At 66.8% G+C, this 15,411-nt stretch carries 16 protein-coding genes and 1 tRNA gene; 11 read left to right on the plus strand and 6 right to left on the minus strand.

Annotated elements, in window-relative coordinates; all coding sequences use genetic code 11:
* The first annotated feature begins 15 nt into the window (after window positions 1-15).
* From AC1ROX_RS17740 to AC1ROX_RS17785, 10 genes are all read left to right on the plus strand, one after another.
* A complete protein-coding gene (locus AC1ROX_RS17740) occupies window positions 16-351 on the plus strand; it encodes a ferredoxin family 2Fe-2S iron-sulfur cluster binding protein (RefSeq protein ID WP_493127484.1) in 336 nt (111 codons plus the stop codon).
* A gap of 9 nt (window positions 352-360) precedes the next feature.
* Window positions 361-567: a Fe-S cluster assembly protein IscX gene (iscX, locus tag AC1ROX_RS17745; protein ID WP_493127486.1), complete on the plus strand. Its 207-nt coding sequence runs from the start codon at window positions 361-363 to the stop codon at window positions 565-567.
* 72 nt (window positions 568-639) lie between these two features.
* On the plus strand, window positions 640-1,209 hold the full coding sequence (locus AC1ROX_RS17750) for a hypothetical protein (RefSeq protein ID WP_493127488.1): 570 nt from the start codon (window positions 640-642) through the stop codon (window positions 1,207-1,209).
* 48 nt (window positions 1,210-1,257) lie between these two features.
* Window positions 1,258-1,770 carry a hypothetical protein gene (locus AC1ROX_RS17755; RefSeq protein ID WP_493127490.1) on the plus strand — a complete coding sequence of 171 codons (513 nt, stop codon included), beginning with the start codon at window positions 1,258-1,260 and terminating at the stop codon, window positions 1,768-1,770.
* 45 nt (window positions 1,771-1,815) lie between these two features.
* Window positions 1,816-2,955, plus strand: a complete 1,140-nt coding sequence (mnmA, locus tag AC1ROX_RS17760; protein ID WP_493127492.1) for a tRNA 2-thiouridine(34) synthase MnmA — start codon at window positions 1,816-1,818, stop codon at window positions 2,953-2,955.
* A gap of 43 nt (window positions 2,956-2,998) precedes the next feature.
* Window positions 2,999-3,997 (plus strand): Bug family tripartite tricarboxylate transporter substrate binding protein, encoded by a 999-nt coding sequence (locus AC1ROX_RS17765; RefSeq protein ID WP_493127494.1) that lies wholly within the window; start codon window positions 2,999-3,001, stop codon window positions 3,995-3,997.
* 19 nt (window positions 3,998-4,016) lie between these two features.
* Entirely contained in the window at window positions 4,017-5,300 is a 1,284-nt protein-coding gene (locus AC1ROX_RS17770; protein ID WP_493127496.1) for an alkaline phosphatase family protein, read from the plus strand.
* Window positions 5,301-5,359: 59 nt separating this feature from the next.
* A tRNA-Met gene (locus AC1ROX_RS17775) sits at window positions 5,360-5,436 on the plus strand.
* Window positions 5,437-5,514: 78 nt separating this feature from the next.
* Window positions 5,515-6,537: an NAD(P)/FAD-dependent oxidoreductase gene (locus AC1ROX_RS17780; RefSeq protein ID WP_493127498.1), complete on the plus strand. Its 1,023-nt coding sequence runs from the start codon at window positions 5,515-5,517 to the stop codon at window positions 6,535-6,537.
* A gap of 9 nt (window positions 6,538-6,546) precedes the next feature.
* Window positions 6,547-7,290, plus strand: coding sequence for a hypothetical protein (locus tag AC1ROX_RS17785; protein ID WP_493127500.1), 744 nt, complete (start codon window positions 6,547-6,549; stop codon window positions 7,288-7,290).
* A gap of 9 nt (window positions 7,291-7,299) precedes the next feature.
* Here the strand turns inward: AC1ROX_RS17785 and AC1ROX_RS17790 are convergent, their stop codons facing one another.
* Genes AC1ROX_RS17790 through AC1ROX_RS17815 form a run of 6 tightly spaced genes read right to left on the minus strand, consistent with a single transcriptional unit; the run spans window position 7,300 to window position 14,319 of the window.
* The gene (locus AC1ROX_RS17790) at window positions 7,300-8,364 is read right to left on the minus strand and encodes an ABC transporter ATP-binding protein (protein WP_493127502.1); all 1,065 of its coding nucleotides are present in this window, start codon (window positions 8,362-8,364) and stop codon (window positions 7,300-7,302) included.
* Window positions 8,361-9,368 (minus strand): ABC transporter ATP-binding protein, encoded by a 1,008-nt coding sequence (locus AC1ROX_RS17795; protein ID WP_493127504.1) that lies wholly within the window; start codon window positions 9,366-9,368, stop codon window positions 8,361-8,363. The genes AC1ROX_RS17790 and AC1ROX_RS17795 overlap by 4 nt, the downstream gene beginning before the upstream one ends.
* Before the next feature lie 10 nt (window positions 9,369-9,378).
* Window positions 9,379-10,842, minus strand: a complete 1,464-nt coding sequence (locus AC1ROX_RS17800; RefSeq protein ID WP_493127506.1) for an amidohydrolase family protein — start codon at window positions 10,840-10,842, stop codon at window positions 9,379-9,381.
* A 35-nt stretch (window positions 10,843-10,877) separates the two neighbouring features.
* A complete protein-coding gene (locus tag AC1ROX_RS17805; protein ID WP_493127508.1) occupies window positions 10,878-12,452 on the minus strand; it encodes an ABC transporter substrate-binding protein in 1,575 nt (524 codons plus the stop codon).
* Window positions 12,453-12,478: 26 nt separating this feature from the next.
* Complete coding sequence (locus AC1ROX_RS17810) at window positions 12,479-13,384, minus strand: ABC transporter permease (RefSeq protein WP_493127510.1); 906 nt, start codon at window positions 13,382-13,384, stop codon at window positions 12,479-12,481.
* Window positions 13,381-14,319: an ABC transporter permease gene (locus AC1ROX_RS17815; RefSeq protein WP_493127512.1), complete on the minus strand. Its 939-nt coding sequence runs from the start codon at window positions 14,317-14,319 to the stop codon at window positions 13,381-13,383. The genes AC1ROX_RS17810 and AC1ROX_RS17815 overlap by 4 nt, the downstream gene beginning before the upstream one ends.
* A 135-nt stretch (window positions 14,320-14,454) precedes the next feature.
* Here AC1ROX_RS17815 and AC1ROX_RS17820 point away from each other — a divergent pair, with 135 nt between their 5' ends.
* Complete coding sequence (locus AC1ROX_RS17820) at window positions 14,455-15,411, plus strand: dihydrodipicolinate synthase family protein (RefSeq protein WP_493127513.1); 957 nt, start codon at window positions 14,455-14,457, stop codon at window positions 15,409-15,411.

Here is a 15,411-nt window from a genome sequence, read left to right on the forward strand (position 1 = left end):
AAGAGAGAACGAGAAATGCCGAAGTTGACGTTCATCCTGAGGGACGGGTCGCGCAAGGAAGTCGATGCGCCCCTGGGCCTTTCAGTGCTCGAGATAGCGCATCGCAACCATGTCGATATCGAAGGCGCCTGCGAGGGCTCGCTCGCCTGTTCGACCTGTCACGTCGTGGTCGAAGCCGTCTGGTTCGAGAAGCTGGCGCCCGCCAGCGACGACGAGGAAGATATGCTCGACCTTGCGTTCGGTCTCACACATACGTCGCGCCTGGGCTGCCAGATCCGCATGACCGAGGCGCTCGACGGGCTGGTGGTCAAGCTGCCGGCGGCGACGCGCAACATGATGGTCGACAAGTAGGAGAGGCCGATGGCCCGCAAGCTGCGCTGGACCGACGTGCAGGACATCGCGATCGAGCTCGAGGAGCGCCATCCCGATGCCGACAACGTCAACCTGCGGTTCACCGACCTGCACCGCTGGGTGATGGAGCTGCCGGATTTCGCCGACGATGCCGCGCGCTCCAACGAGAAGATTCTCGAAGCGATCCAGGCCGCGTGGATCGAAGAGCGCGACTAGCTTGGGCGCTTGCCAGACGCCGTAATTTGGCCGGAAATATGGGCGACTAACGATGATCCGGGAGGGGTCCCCATGATCGCGACGAGAGTGCGTCCTCTGCTGCTGCCGCTGGTGCTGGCAGCGGGACTTGGTGCCTGCGCGTCCAATGCGGTCCAGCCGGGCATCGTGAGTTCGTCGGCGCCCGTCTACGGCGGCCCCGCGAGCGCACCGCCGCCCGGAGCGCCCACGCAGGTGGCTTACAGTACGCCGGTCGGCGGTCCCGGTCGCGTCGTCTCCATCCGTGAAGTCGGCCTGGCGGGCGGCAGCGGTGGCTACAGCGGCGGCAACGGCGCAATGATGGGCGGCATCATCGGCGGCGGCGTCGGCGCCACGATCGGCGCCATCACCAGCCAGACGGTGGGCGGCGGTCTTGTCGGTCTGCTGCTCGGCACGGTGGGCGGTGCGATCGCCGGCACGATCGCCGACGGGCAGCGCAGCGGCGGCCGCGGCATCGAGGTCACGGTCCAGCGCGACGACGGCCAGAGCGTGACGGTGGCACAGCGCGACGACGGGGACGTCCAGCTCGGCGACCGCGTACAGATCGTGCAGGATGGTCGTGGCGTTGCACGGGTCGTGCGCGACACGTCGCGCAGCCCCGACTGAATGCGTCTCGTTTGATTTGATCGAAGCGTGCGAAAGGTGTCTTTTCAGATGTTCGGCAAATGGCGCGTCGGCCTTCTTGTTCCTGCCGTCCTCGCGATCGGACTCGGTGCCTGTAGTAACCCCAATGGCGTTCAGCCCGGCGTCGTCAACACCTCCTCGCAGGGCTCGAGCTATCGCGGCGAGAACGGTCGCGTCGTCTCCATTCGCGAAGTGCCGGTCAAGCGCGGCCGCGGCTCGGGCATGAACGACGGCACCCTGGTCGGCGGCGGCATCGGTGCCGTCGGCGGTGCGGTGGCCGGTGGAGCCATCACCAACTCTGCGGGCGGCGCTGTCGTCGGCGGCTTGCTCGGTGCTGTGGCCGGCGGCATCGCCGGCACGGCGATCGACCAGAATTCGACCCGGCGCGGCATCGAGGTGACGGTACAGCGCGACGACGGCCAGCGCGTGACCGTGGCGCAGTACGACGATGGCGACATCCAGATGGGGGATCGCGTTTCGATCGTCTACGACCGCAATGGCGTCGCCAAGGTCGTCCGCGACAACGGCTACCGCCGCGACTAGCCCCGGCTGGCGGGGGCAGGGGGCGAGGCCTATATAGGCCGCTCCATGGCCCGCAGTTCCACCCTCAATTCCCTCGGTATCGACAAGGCGCCCGGCGACACCCGCGTGGTGGTCGCCATGTCGGGCGGCGTCGATTCGTCGGTGACGGCGGCGCTGCTGAAGGAGCAGGGCTACGACGTCGTGGGCGTCACCCTGCAGCTCTACGACCATGGCGTCGCGATGGGGAAGGCGGGCGCCTGCTGCGCCGGCCAGGATATCCAGGATGCGCGCCAGGTGGCGGAACGCCTGTCGATCCCGCACTACGTACTCGACTATGAGAGCCGCTTCCGCGCCGAGGTGATGGACTCCTTCGCCGATGCCTATGCGCGCGGTGAGACGCCGGTGCCGTGCATCGCTTGCAATCGCACCGTGAAGTTCCGAGACCTGCTGAAGACGGCGCGCGAGCTCGGCGCCGAGGCGCTGGCGACCGGTCACTACGTGCGCCGCGTGATGGGCGAGGCGGGGCCGGAACTGCATCGCGGCGCCGACCCGGCGCGTGACCAGAGCTATTTCCTGTTCGGCACGACGCGCGAGCAGCTCGACTTCCTGCGTTTCCCGCTGGGCGATCTCCCCAAGAGCGAGACGCGCGCGCTGGCCGGACGCTTCGATCTCGTTGTGGCGGACAAGCCCGACAGCCAGGACATCTGCTTCGTGCCGAACGGCAACTATGCCTCGGTCGTCCAGAAGCTGCGGCCGGAGGCCGTCGAGCCGGGTGAGATCGTCGACATGGCGGGCAACGTCGTCGGCCGTCACGAGGGCATCGTGCGATACACCGTCGGCCAGCGTCGCGGCCTGGCGCTGGGCGAGCGTGAAGGCACGGCCAACGATCCTCTCTATGTCGTGCGGCTGGAGCCCGCGACGCGCCGGGTCGTGGTGGGTCCCCGCGCGGCGCTCGGCCGTGACGAGATCACGCTCTATGACGTGAACTGGCTGGATGCGCCTTACGAGGGGCGTCTGCCGGTGCAGGTCCGCGTGCGCTCCAGCCAGACGCTGCGGCCCGCCGAGATCGAGCTGACGGAGGCGGGCGCGATCGTGCGCTTCGTCGAGCCCGAAGTCGGCGTGTCGCCCGGCCAGGCCTGCGTCGTCTACGACGCTTCAACAGGCAGTCGCGTGCTGGGCGGCGGCTTCATCCAACGGTCTCCATAATCCTGTAATCGCCGCGTCACCAGTTACCCGGATAAGGCCGGGCATGACGAGCGACATCTCCCAGCGACCCTTTTCGCGTCGCGACTCCCTCGCGGCACTCCTTCTGGCTTTCTCGGCGGCGGCCCCTGCGGCGGCGCGGGCGGACACTTATCCGGCCAAGCCGGTGAAGTTGATCATCCCCTATCCGCCGGGCGGCGGCACCGACATCACGGGGCGTGCGATGGCGCAGCGCCTGTCGGAGGTGCTCGGCCAATCGGTCGTGATCGAGAACCGGCCCGGCGCCACGGGCATGATCGGCGCCGCGAGCGTCGCGAAGGCACCGGCCGACGGCTACACGGTGCTGTTCGGCGCGGCGAGCGAGATGGCGATCAACGCCAGCCTGTTCAAGAACATGACCTACGATCCGCGCACCGACTTCGAGCCGGTGACCTTGGTGGCGACCTTCCCACTGGTCTTCGTCGCGCCGGCGTCGACAAAGCAGTCGCTGCAGGAACTGATCGAGGCGGCACGCGCCAAGCCCGAGACGGTCAGCTACGGCTCGATCGGCAGCGGCAGCCCGCAGCATCTCGCGGCCGAACTCATGGCCAGCATGGCCAAGGCCAAATTCCTGCACATTCCCTACAAGGGCTCGGGCCCGCTGGTGCAGGATGCCGTGGGCGGCCACATCGACATGGCGGTGAGCAGCGTGCCGCCGGCCGTGCCGCTTGTCCGCTCGGGCAAGCTGCGCGCGCTCGCTGTGACCTCGTCGGCGAGGTCGGAAGCCTTGCCGGACGTGCCGACGATGGCCGAGCTGGGTTTCCCCGGCTACGAGTTCAACACCTGGGTCGGCGTCGCCGTGCCGAAGGGCACGTCGAAGGAGATCGTGGATCGGCTGCGCGTGGGGCTCGTCGGTGCACTGGCGGCGGCTGAGGTCCAGAGCGCGCTGCGTGACCAGGGCGCGGTGCCGGTCGGCTCGACGGCCGAACAATTCCGCCAGTTCGTGCGCGACGAGGTGGCGAAGAGCGACCGCATCGTTTCGCAGGCAGGCATCCAGCCGGAATGACGATATCCTGAGGCCGGGCATGGTCTATCATGGCCTGATGAACAGCTCGCGCCCGAGACGGGCGATCCTGGTCGTCTGCGACGGCCTCGGCGCCGAATGGATCAGCGAGGCGCATACGCCGACCCTGGCGCGCCTTGTGGCCGGACATCGCCGCGCCGAGGACCATCGCGCGGTCTTTCCTTCGGTCACGCGTGTCTCCGCCGCCTCGATCGCGACCGGCTGCTATCCCGGCCGGCATGGGCTCGAAGGCAACCAGATGGCACTCGTCGAGGATGGCCGCATCACCGTGCACAATGTCGGTGCACCGTCCTTCCGCCAGACCATGCGCCGCGTGACGGGACGCACCTTGCGCGTGCCCACGATGGCCGAGCGGCTGGCGAAGTCGGGCGGGCAGGTCGCCTATTCGAACGTCTCGCCGGGCGCTGCGTATTTCCTCGATCCGGATCATTTCGGCACGGTGCTGCATCGCGCGGGTTCGTTCGGCGCCGGCGGTACGCCGCTCACCGGCGCGGCCCATCTTGACGTGAGCCACGATCTCGACGGCGACATCGAGATGGCCCGGCGTTTCTGTGAGGAGGTCGTGCCGTCGGAGGATTTCCGGTTGGCCGTCCTGTGGCTAGCAAACCCCGATCTCACCCTGCATCACGATCAGCTGGGCTCGCCCGAACATATCCACGCACTCGAAGTCACCGACGGCTTGGTGGCGAAGGTTGTCGAGACTGTGAAGATGCATGAGGACCGTTTCGACACGCTGCTGGTGGTCGGTTCCGACCATGGCCACGAAACCATCGGCCGGTCGGTCCATATCGGTAACTGGCTGGCTGCCAATGGCCTCGAGGCCGAGATGAAGGAGGGCCGCATCGGCGTCGCCTCGCAAGGCACCTCGGCGCTGATCTACGCGACGGGCAAGGCGGGGGCGGCCGTGGCCGATCTGCTGCCGAAGATGCGCCAGGAACCATGGGCCGGCTCGATCCTGACCGGCGAGGCGCTGGCAGCGACAGGCCTCTCCGGCGACGCTTTGCTCGCAGCCGTCGACACGACGCGCCACGACGAGACCAACCCCTTCGGCGTCTCGGGCACGCGCTGGCTGGTTGAGGACGGCGAGGGCACACCGGAGATCGGCTGCGGCCACCATGGCGGCCTGGGCCCCGGCGAGACTCGGCCGTTCCTGACCTTCATTCATCCCGATCTCGGGCAAGGAGACGCCGGGCGTGCGACGAGCCTCGTCGACATCGCTCCAACCATCCTGCGCTTCCTCGGCGAGCCTGTGGATGGCATGGACGGTGCCCCAATAACGGCCTGAGCCGCGCCGCCGCTTTTCTTGACAGATCGAGGCCCTGCCGCATAAAAGCGCCCACCCATGGCTGGGTAGCTCAGCTGGTTAGAGCACGGCACTCATAATGCCGGGGTCGGCGGTTCAAGTCCGCCCCCAGCTACCAATTTTGGCCCCCGGTACGTGCCCAGACAGGCGCGGCCGGGGGCTTTCATTTGCGCATCGCCTGCGCCAATTTGTGACCATGGCCAAAGGACACACCCAACAGACCGACGTCATCATCATAGGGGCGGGGCCGGTCGGTCTTTTCGCCGTGTTCGAGTGCGGCATGGTCCGTCTCAACTGCCATGTCATCGACGTGCTCGACGATCCTGGCGGGCAGTGCACGGCGCTGTACCCCGAGAAACCGATCTACGACATTCCGGGATTTCCGCGTATCGAGGCGGCCGAGCTGATCGTCCGGCTGAAGGCGCAGGCGGCCGCGTTCCGGCCGGTCTATCACCTGGGCGAGCAGGTCCAGGCGCTGGAGCCGCTGACCGGTAGTTTCTGGCGGGTGACGACGTCCAAGGGCACCGTGCTGCAGGCCAAGGCGGTGATCGTCGCGGCCGGCGTCGGCGCTTTCGGCCCCAACCGGCCACCGCTGCCTGGCATCGAGGCCTACGAGGGCAAGAGCGTCTTCTACTACGTCACCCAGCGCGAGAGCTTCCGCGGCAAGCGGATCGTGATCGCGGGCGGCGGCGACACCGCCGTCGACTGGGCGCTGTCGCTGGCCGAGATCGCCGGCCGCGTGTCGGTGATCCATCGCCGTGACCGGTTCCGCGCCGCGCCCGAGAGCGAGGCGCGGCTCAAGGCGCTGGCAAAGGAAGGCAAGATCGACCTCGTCGTGCCGTATCAGCTCCACGGGCTCGAAGGCGATAACGGCCAGATCACTTCCGTGACGGTTGCCACCCTGGAGGGCGAGACGAAACGCATCGAAGCCGACATCCTGCTGCCGTTCTTCGGCCTCTCGATGTCGCTTGGCCCGATCGCCGACTGGGGCCTGGCGCTGGAGCGCAACCAGATCGAGGTCGATCCCGCGACCGCCGCCACGAACAAGGCTGGCATCTTCGGCGTGGGCGATGTCGTCACCTATCCCGGCAAGCTGAAGCTGATCCTGACCGGCTTCGCCGAAGCCGCGATCGCGGCGCGCTCGGCCTATGCGCTGATCCATCCCGAGACGCCGCTGCACTTCGAATATTCGACGACCTCGGGCGTGCCTGACGCCTAGGGAAGCGGCGTGGACGTTTTCTGCCCCGATGCCGAGCTCGGCTACCTGAGGAGCAGGACGCGGTTCGTCCGCGGAGAGAAGCTCCTGCTGGACGAACCCTATCGCCTCGCTCATCTGCCGCTGATCGCACCGGAACATCCCGATGTCATCGCGTCGCGGCCCGGAGCGAGCTACCGGATGGGCAGGCACGAGCGCGCCTTCTCGCTGGTGTTGCCGGTTCCTCCTGAAACGCTGGAGAAATCCGCTGCGTATCAGGCGCTGGAGCGCGAACTCAGAGAAGCGCCGTTTGCGCACAAGATTGCCTGGGGCCTCCTGCCGAAGCGCCGGGAGAAGCTCCACGCAACGATCTGCGGATCGTTGTCGAAGGATGTCCCATACGTCTTCGATGATCGCAGGCGACTCGCCCTGAAGCAGCTGCGGCGACTGCGCGTCGAAGTGCGTGGCCTGTTTTCCGGCAACATCAATGTCGGTCGCCTCTACCTGCGCGTCTATCCCGAGTGTCGCGAGGGAACCAACATCCTTCGCCAGATCCAGCGAGTTCTCGGAAGACCGGAAACGGACCTCTACCTCATCGGCTTGTTCAATTTCACCGACCATCTGGGGGCCGTCGAAGCCGACGCTCTGCAAGACATCATCGCGCGATGGTGGGACAGTCCGATCCTCACGCTCGACGTGAATTGCCTCTGGCACCTTGGATCATTCGACGATCTGGTCCTGGACGCTTCCGTCGAGGAAGTGATTTTGCTCGGCTGACGACGGGTGTCAGGCGGCTGCGGAAAGCTTGCGCAGGGCGGCCAGACGACGCGCGTAGGGTGGGTCGTTCTCCGGCACCAGGGTGGGCGGCACGATGCTTTCGGCGAAGTGGCAGGCCACGATCTGGCCTTCGGCGCCTACCGGACGCAGCAGCGGCTCCTCCATGCGGCAGCGATCCTGGGCGTGGGCGCAGCGCGTGTGGAAGCGGCAGCCCTTGGGGGGATTGAGGGGGCTCGGCACGTCGCCGGCCAGGCGGATGCGGGCGCGTTGCGCCGTGGGATCTGGCACTGGGACCGCCGAGAGCAGGGCCTGCGTATAGGGATGGCGCGGGCGGGCGAACAGGCTGCGCTTGGGTGCCAGCTCGACGATCTTGCCGAGATACATGACGGCGACGCGATCGGAGATGTGGCGCACGACGGCGAGATCGTGGGCGATGAAGATGTAGGAGAGGCCGAACTTGTGCTTCAGGTCCTGCATCAGGTTGATCACCTGCGCCTGGATCGACACGTCGAGCGCCGAGACCGGTTCGTCGCAGACGATCAGCTTGGGCTGCGAGGCCAGCGCCCGGGCGATGCCGATGCGCTGGCGCTGGCCGCCGGAGAATTCGTGCGGATAGCGCAGCGCATGCCAGGCGGAGAGACCGACTTCGCCCAGCAGCTCGTCGATGCGCTTGCGCAGGGCCGCGCCCGAGGCGAGGTCGTGCAGGCGCAGCGGCTCGGCCAGCGTCTCGCCCACGGTGAGGCGCGGGTTCAGCGAGGCGTAGGGGTCCTGAAAGATGATCTGCATGTCGCGGCGCAGGTCGCGCAGGGCGCCGCGGGAGAGGCCGCGCACGTCGCGGCCGGCGAAGCGGATCGTTCCCTCAGTGGCCTCGATCAGGCGCAGGATCAGCCGGCCCGTCGTCGACTTGCCACAGCCTGATTCACCGACCAGTGCCAGCGTCTCGCCCGGCGCCACGTCGAAGGTGAGGCCGTCGACGGCGCGCACGGTGCCGACCGCGCTCTGGAAGACGATGCCGCGCTTCACCGGGAAGTGCTTGGCGAGGCCGGTGACGGAGAGCAGGGGCTCGGTGCTCATTCGGCGGCCTCGGCGAGGACGAGATCGAGCGGCGCCTTCCAGCAGGCGGCACGATGGCCGGGGGTGATCTCGCGCAAGGTCGGCTGCTCGGCCTGGCAACGCGCATCGGCGAGGGCGCAGCGCGGACTGAAGCGGCAGCCAGGCGGCAGGGCGTAGGGATTGGGGACCACGCCCTCGATGGCGGTGAGGCGCTCGTCGCCATCACTGCCCAATCGCGGGATCGAACCGAGGAGGCCGAGCGTATAGGGGTGCTGCGGATCGGCGAACAGGAGACCGACCGGCGCTTCCTCGACGATGCGGCCGGCATACATGACGATCACGCGATGGGCGAGTTCGGCGACCACGCCGAGATCGTGGGTGATCAGCATGATGGCGGCACCCGTGCGCTCGCGCAGGTCGCGCAGCAGGTCGAGGATCTGCGCCTGGATGGTGACGTCGAGCGCCGTCGTGGGTTCGTCGGCTATCAGCAGCTTGGGGTCGCAGGCCAGCGCCATGGCGATCATCACCCTCTGGCGCATGCCGCCGGAGAGCTGGTGCGGATACTCGTCGAGCCGCGTCTCGGGCGAGGGGATCTTCACCAGCCGCAGCATTTCGAGTGCGCGTGCACGGGCGTCGGCGGCACTCAGCGAACGATGGAGCTGCACGGCCTCGACGATCTGCTCGCCCACGGTCTGCACCGGGTTGAGGCTGGTCATCGGCTCCTGGAAGATCATCGCGATGTCGTCGCCGCGGACGGCGCGCATGTCGCTTTCCGGCAGGTCGAGGAGATTGCGACCTTCCAGCTTGATCTCGCCCGCGGTGATCCTGCCGGGTGGGTTGGGCACCAGCCGCATGATCGAGAGCGACGTCACCGACTTGCCGCAGCCCGATTCGCCCACGATGCCCAGCGTCTCCCCCGGTGCGAGGGAGAAGCTGATGCCGTCGACAGCCGCGAACGAGCTGCCGCCGGAGCGGAACTCCGTGCGCAGGCCCTTCACTTCGAGCAGAGGAGTCGTGCCGCTCAACGCGCGCGCCTCACGTCACCGGCCGTGACTGCGGGAGCCGGTCGCGCGTGCCGTAGACCGGCGGCGCGAGCTGGTCGGCGGTGCGGCCGGCCCAATCGCGCTGGCTGACCGTTTCAAGCCGCTTGCGCTGGCCTTCAACCAGTCCGGCAGTTGCCGCTTCGACATCAACGGTCAGGACCTTGCCGTCCTTCACCACCTGCTGGCCGTCGACATAGACGTGACGGATGGCGCGGTCGCTCGCCGAGTAGATCAGGCTGCGCACCGGCTCGTGCGCCGGCTGCATGTAGGGATGGCTCATGTCGACCAGCGAGAAGTCGGCCTTGCAGCCGGGTGCCAGTCGTCCGAGATCGGGCCGGCGCAGCATCTTGGCGCCGCCGACCGTGGCCGCCTCGAAGGCGTGCCGCGTCGTGCCCATCTTGTAGTTCATGGTGAAGACGCGGGCGAGGTAACAGACCAGCCGGATCTCATCGAGCATATTGTGCGGGAAGGTGTCGGTGCCGATGCCGACCGTGATGCCCGCCTCCATGTAGCGGCCGATCGAATTCATCACCATGCCGCGCCGCGCGAACACGGTCGGGCAATGCGCCACAGACGCGCCGGAGTCGCGCAGCCGCTCGAAGTCGTTGGCATGCGGATAGTGGATCTGTGGATGGTCGTTCAGGAAGATGCCGTGACCGATGATCAGATCGGGCCCCAGCACGCCGATCGAGTCGAGCCATTCGATCGGCGTCTTGCCGTGGCGATGGACCATCTCGTGGAATTCGACGACGGCCTGGCAGGCATGGGTCTGCATCGGCAGGCCGCGGCGCCTGGCTTCCTGCAGGGCCTCCTTGAAGAAGCCCTCGCGGCAGGTGTCGATCTGCGCCGGGCCGACCATGCCGGAGAGGCGGCCGCTCGGATGCTTGGCGGCTTCGTCGAGCGTCGCCATCGAGGCCTCGAAGGCCTTCTCGCCGGCCTTCTCGTCCCAGGCATACTCAACCGTATGGCCGTTCTTGGTGTACCAGACGCCCTGGCGCATCATCGGGCAGACGACGGCGCGGATGCCCGTCGAGGCGAGGTCGTCGGCCCAGCCGGGGCGCGCCATCGACAGGTCGGTGATGGTGGTGACGCCGCTCTTCAGCAGCTCCGACACTGCGACCTTGGAGGAGGGGCCGGCGTCCTCGGGATTGAGGCCGAACACTGTCAGGTATTCGTAGAGCGAGCTTTGGCCCAGCTTGTCGCTACCGTACTCCTCGGTGAGGCCCTTGTTGGCCGGCTCCGAGAACGGATGGCTGTGCACGTTGACGAGGCCGGGGATGGCCATCATCCCCTTGCCGTCGATATTCGTGTCGACCGGGCCCGTGTAGCCCGGTCCGACATGGGCGATCTCGTTGCCCTTGAACACGAGATCGGCATTTTCGAGATAGACGTGCCGCCCTTCCGCCTCGTCCCACGCAACGACGTGGTCGAGGCCGGCGATCTTGGTCGTCTTCATGAACGTTTCACTCCGTTTGCTTGGCGAGCTGCTAGCTATTTGAACGCGATGCCCAGGCCCTTATAGAAGCCGCAGCCATAGTTGCCGTGCGCCTTGATGGGCTTCAGCTTGGAGCCCGCCACGACGAACAGCGGCTCGTGGAACAGTGGGATCCAGACGAAGGCATCGTGCACCTTCTGCTGGACAGCCTGGTAGGATGCGGCGCGCGTGGCCTCGTCGAGCGCCGTCGAGCCCTTGTCGAGCAGCTCGTCGGTTTCCTTGTCCTTCCAGTTCATGCGGTTCGGGGTCGGCGCATTGGTCGAGCGGAAGTAGAGGTTCAGCGCGTCGCCGGCGCTCACATAGGGGAAGCTCATGCCGAAGGCGTCGAACTCCTGCGTGGCGAGCTTGCCCCAGGCGACCGTCGCGTCGAACAGCTGGATCTGCAGGTCGATGCCGACCTTGCGCAGGTCGCCCTGCACGGCCTCGGCGATCTCCTTGAAGGCGCCGGAGATGCCGTAGATCAGCGGCGCCAGCTTCTTGCCGTCCTTGTAGCGGAAGCCGTCCGGACCCTTCTTCCAGCCGGCCTCGTCGAGCAGCTTGTCGGCTTCCTTGAGGTTCTCGCCGTAGGCCGCCTTGTTGAGCTTGCCGTTGAAGTCGAGGACGTTGGGCATCAGCATCGTCGAGGCCGGGTCGGCGAAGCCGAAGGTCACGGCCTCGGTGATCGCCTTCTGGTCGACCGCGAGGTTCATCGCCTGGCGCACGCGCACGTCGTTGACCAGTTCCTTGTCGACCTTGAAGCCAATGAAGTAGGTCCAGAAGAAGTTCTCGGCCTTGGTCACCGAGAGGTTCTTGTTGGCCTGCAGTTCCTTGATCGACCAGTAGGGAACGTACTGGCTGGCATCGGCCTGGCCGGCCTGCAGCGCGGTGACGCGGGTGTTCTCCTCAGGGACCACCTTCCAGGTCACCTTGTCGACCTGCGCCTCGGTGTAGTCGTAGATCGGCGGCCCCCACTTGTAGCCCTTGTGCTTGGTCAGCACGGTCGAATCGCGCGGCGTCCAGCTTTCGAAGCAGTAGGGGCCGGTGCCGTCGAAGCCCTTCACGCCGAAGTCGGCGCCGAGCTGTTTGGTCTGGTCGACGTTCAGGACCGTGTGGAAGTACTGCGTCATCTGGTAGAGCAGCTCGGAGAACGGCTTCTTGAGCTTGTACTCGACCGTGACATCGTCGGGCGCGGTGATCTTGTCGACATCGCCCATGCGCCACTTCACGAGACCCTTGGTCTCGGGATCGAGCCAGCGCTCATAGGTGGCGACCACGTCCTTCGCGGTCATCTTCTTGCCGCTGCAGAAGGTGACGTCGTCACGCAGCTTGAAGGTGTAGGTGAGGCCGTCGGGCGAGACCGTCCAGCTCGTGGCGAGGCCCGGCTTCAACGTCTTCATGTCGAAGTCGAGGTTCACCATCGTGTCACCCATCATGTAGATAACCTCGGCGCCCGAGCGGGCGGTCGACTTGTGCGGATCGTAGCGATCGGTGTCGATCTCGCGCACGATCGTCACGTTCTTCTGTGCCATCGCCGGCGCTGCAACACCCGCCAAGGCCACGGCGGCCAGCGCCGCCAATGTCAGTTTTCTCATGCCCACACCTCCTGTTGTCTCAACGTTTATTGCCTCAACTTCGGATCGAGAGCGTCGCGTAGGGCGTCGCCCAGGACATTGAATGCGAGAACCACGAGGAAGATCGCCGCGCAGGGCAGGGTCGAGACATGCGGCGCGATCGACAGGAACTTGCGGCCATCGGAGGCCATGCTGCCGAGCTCTGCGGTCGGCGGTTGCGCACCGAGGCCGAGGAACGAGAGCGCGGCGCCCAGCAGGATCGCCTGTCCCAGCTGCAGGGTCATGTAGATCAGGATGGTCGGCCAGCAGTTGAGGGCGAGGTAGCGCCAGATCAGCGCGCCGTCGCCGAGGCCCACGGCACGGCCGGCCTCCATGTATTCCTGCTGCATGATCGACTGCGCCGCACCGCGCGAGATGCGCGCGATCGACGGCACCGAGGCGATGCTGAGGGCCACGACGAGGGAGAAGAGGCCGGTGCCCATCACCGCCGCGATGGCGAGGCCGAACAGGATCGACGGGAAGGAGAGCAGCACGTCGACCAGGCGCATCAGCGGTTGGTCGAGGCGCTTGAAATAGGCGGCGCACAGACCGATCAGCGCGCCGAGACCGCCGCCGACCAGCACGGCGATGATGCCGATCCCCAGGGTGGCGCGCAGGCCGAACAGGATGCGGCTCAGCATGTCGCGGCCCTGGTTGTCGGCGCCCAGCAGGAAATCGGGGCAGCGTGCGCCGCCGATCGGGCAGAGGCGCATCCGCATGTTGGAGGCGTAGGGATCGAACGGTGCGATCCAGGGCGCGAGGATCGCGGCGCCGACGATCACGATGAGGAAGAAGGCCGCGATCGCCGCCGGCGGATCGCGCAGAATGCGGCGCCAGATCGCATTCTTTCGCCGGATCGCGGCGATGGCGCGCTGGTCGGCCTGGCTTTGCAGCGGGAGGGCGGCGTCGGTCATCCGCGGGCGATCCTGGGATCGAGATAGGCGTAGAGCACGTCGACCACGAGGTTGATGGCCATGAAGCCTACGGCAAGGATCAGGATCGCGCCCTGCGCCAGCGGAAAGTCGCTCGAGGTGATGGCGCCGACCGCCATGCGACCGACGCCTGGCCAGGCGAACATGGTCTCGGTGACGATCGAGCCGCCCAGCAGGAAGCCGATCTGCAGGCCGACCAGGGTGACCACAGGGATCATGGCGTTGCGCAACGCATGCCGGATGGTGACGCGCCAGTCCGAGGCACCCTTGGCGCGGGCGGTGCGGACATAGTCGGCGCCCAGAGTCTCCAGCAATGACGTGCGCGTCATGCGGGCGACCGGGCCGACGAAGACGGAGCCCAGCGTGATCGACGGCAGGATGATGCTCATGAAGCCGTCGGCGGTCCAGATCGGGCCGTTGCGTCCCTGGAAGGGCAGCAGGCCGGCGCCGCCGACATACTGGATCAGCAGCAGACCGACCCAGAAGATCGGCACCGACACGCCCATCACCGAGAGCGCCATGATGGCGCGATCGATCGCGGTACCGCGGCGCCGCGCCGCCAGCGTGCCCAAGGTGATGCCGAGCGGCACGGCCCAGACCAGGCAGGCCAGCATCAGCTCGATGGTCGGCCAGAGGGTGAGGGCGATCTCGTCGACCACGGCGCGATTGGAGATCATCGAGCGGCCGAGATCGAGCTGCAGGACGCGGCCGAGATAGCGGCCGAACTGGACCCAGAGCGGCTCGTTGAGGCCGAGATCGTTGCGGATCGCGTCGATCTCCGCCTTGGTCGCGGTCGGCCCGGCGACGACGGTTGCCGGATCGGTGGGCACGACCTGCAGCAGCAGGAAGCCGATGAGCAGCACCCCCAGCAGCACCGGGAGGGATATCATCAATCGATGGGCGATATGCCGCGCCATTTACTTCGAAACCTGCCCCTCTTCGGGTAATAACACTGGCCGACGCCGCGTCGCTCGACAAGCGCCCGGTGGCTGGCATGATCGCTGCAACGTCATGTCAGGGTGTTGCAAGAACCGCGCCGGGGAGCGTCGACGATGTCATCAGGAAAGCTGAACGAGCAGGCAAAAGGCGTCTACATCATTGCCGCCACACCCTTCACCGATGAGGGCGCGATCGACCTGCAGAGTGTCGACACGTTGACCGATTTTTATTTGGGTTGTGGCGTACATGGTTTCACCCTCCTCGGAATGATGGGTGAGGCACACAAGCTGACCGCCGAGGAATCCCTCTCGGTCGTCAATCGTGTGATCGGCCGGGCGCAGGGCCGGCAGGTGATCGTGGGCGTGAGCCATGCCGGGCTCGAGAATGTCCGCCGCCTCTCGCACGAGGCGATGATCGCCGGCGCGTCCGGCGTGATGGTCGCGCCGCCGCCGGGCCTCAAGGGCGACGAGGGCATCTACAATTACTATGCGCAGGTCTTCCAGGCGCTGGGTCCCGACATTCCCGTCGTCTACCAGGACTACCCGCAGACCACCGGTGTCTACCTGCCGGTCAACGTGTTCGAGCGGCTGGTCGACGACTTCCCGCAGCTCGTCATGCTGAAGCACGAGGATGCGCCGGGTCTCGCCAAGCTCACGAAGGTGCGCGAGGGCGAGAAGAAGCCGGGCCGCCGCCGTGTCTCGATCCTGGTCGGCAATGGCGGTCTCTATTATCCGCAGGAGATGCGGCGCGGCGCCGACGGCGCGATGACCGGCTTCGCCTGGCCCGAAATGCTGGTGCAGGTCTACGAGCTCTTCACCAAGGGTAAGGCCGAGGAGGCGGAAGACCTGTTCGACATCTATCTGCCGCTGGTGCGCCATGAGGTGCAGCCGGCGATCGGGCTCGCACTGCGCAAGGAAGTCCTGTTCCGCCGCGGCGCCATCAAGAGCCCCAAGCAGCGTGCGCCAGGCTCGTCGCTGACGGCGGCGGACAAGTCGGAACTCGAAGGAATGATCGCGCGCCTCGACCGGCGTCTGGCGACCGCGGGCCGTCTCGCCAAGGCGGCGGAGTAG

It is taken from the genome of Reyranella sp. GW821-FHT14A01 (genome assembly GCF_058803965.1).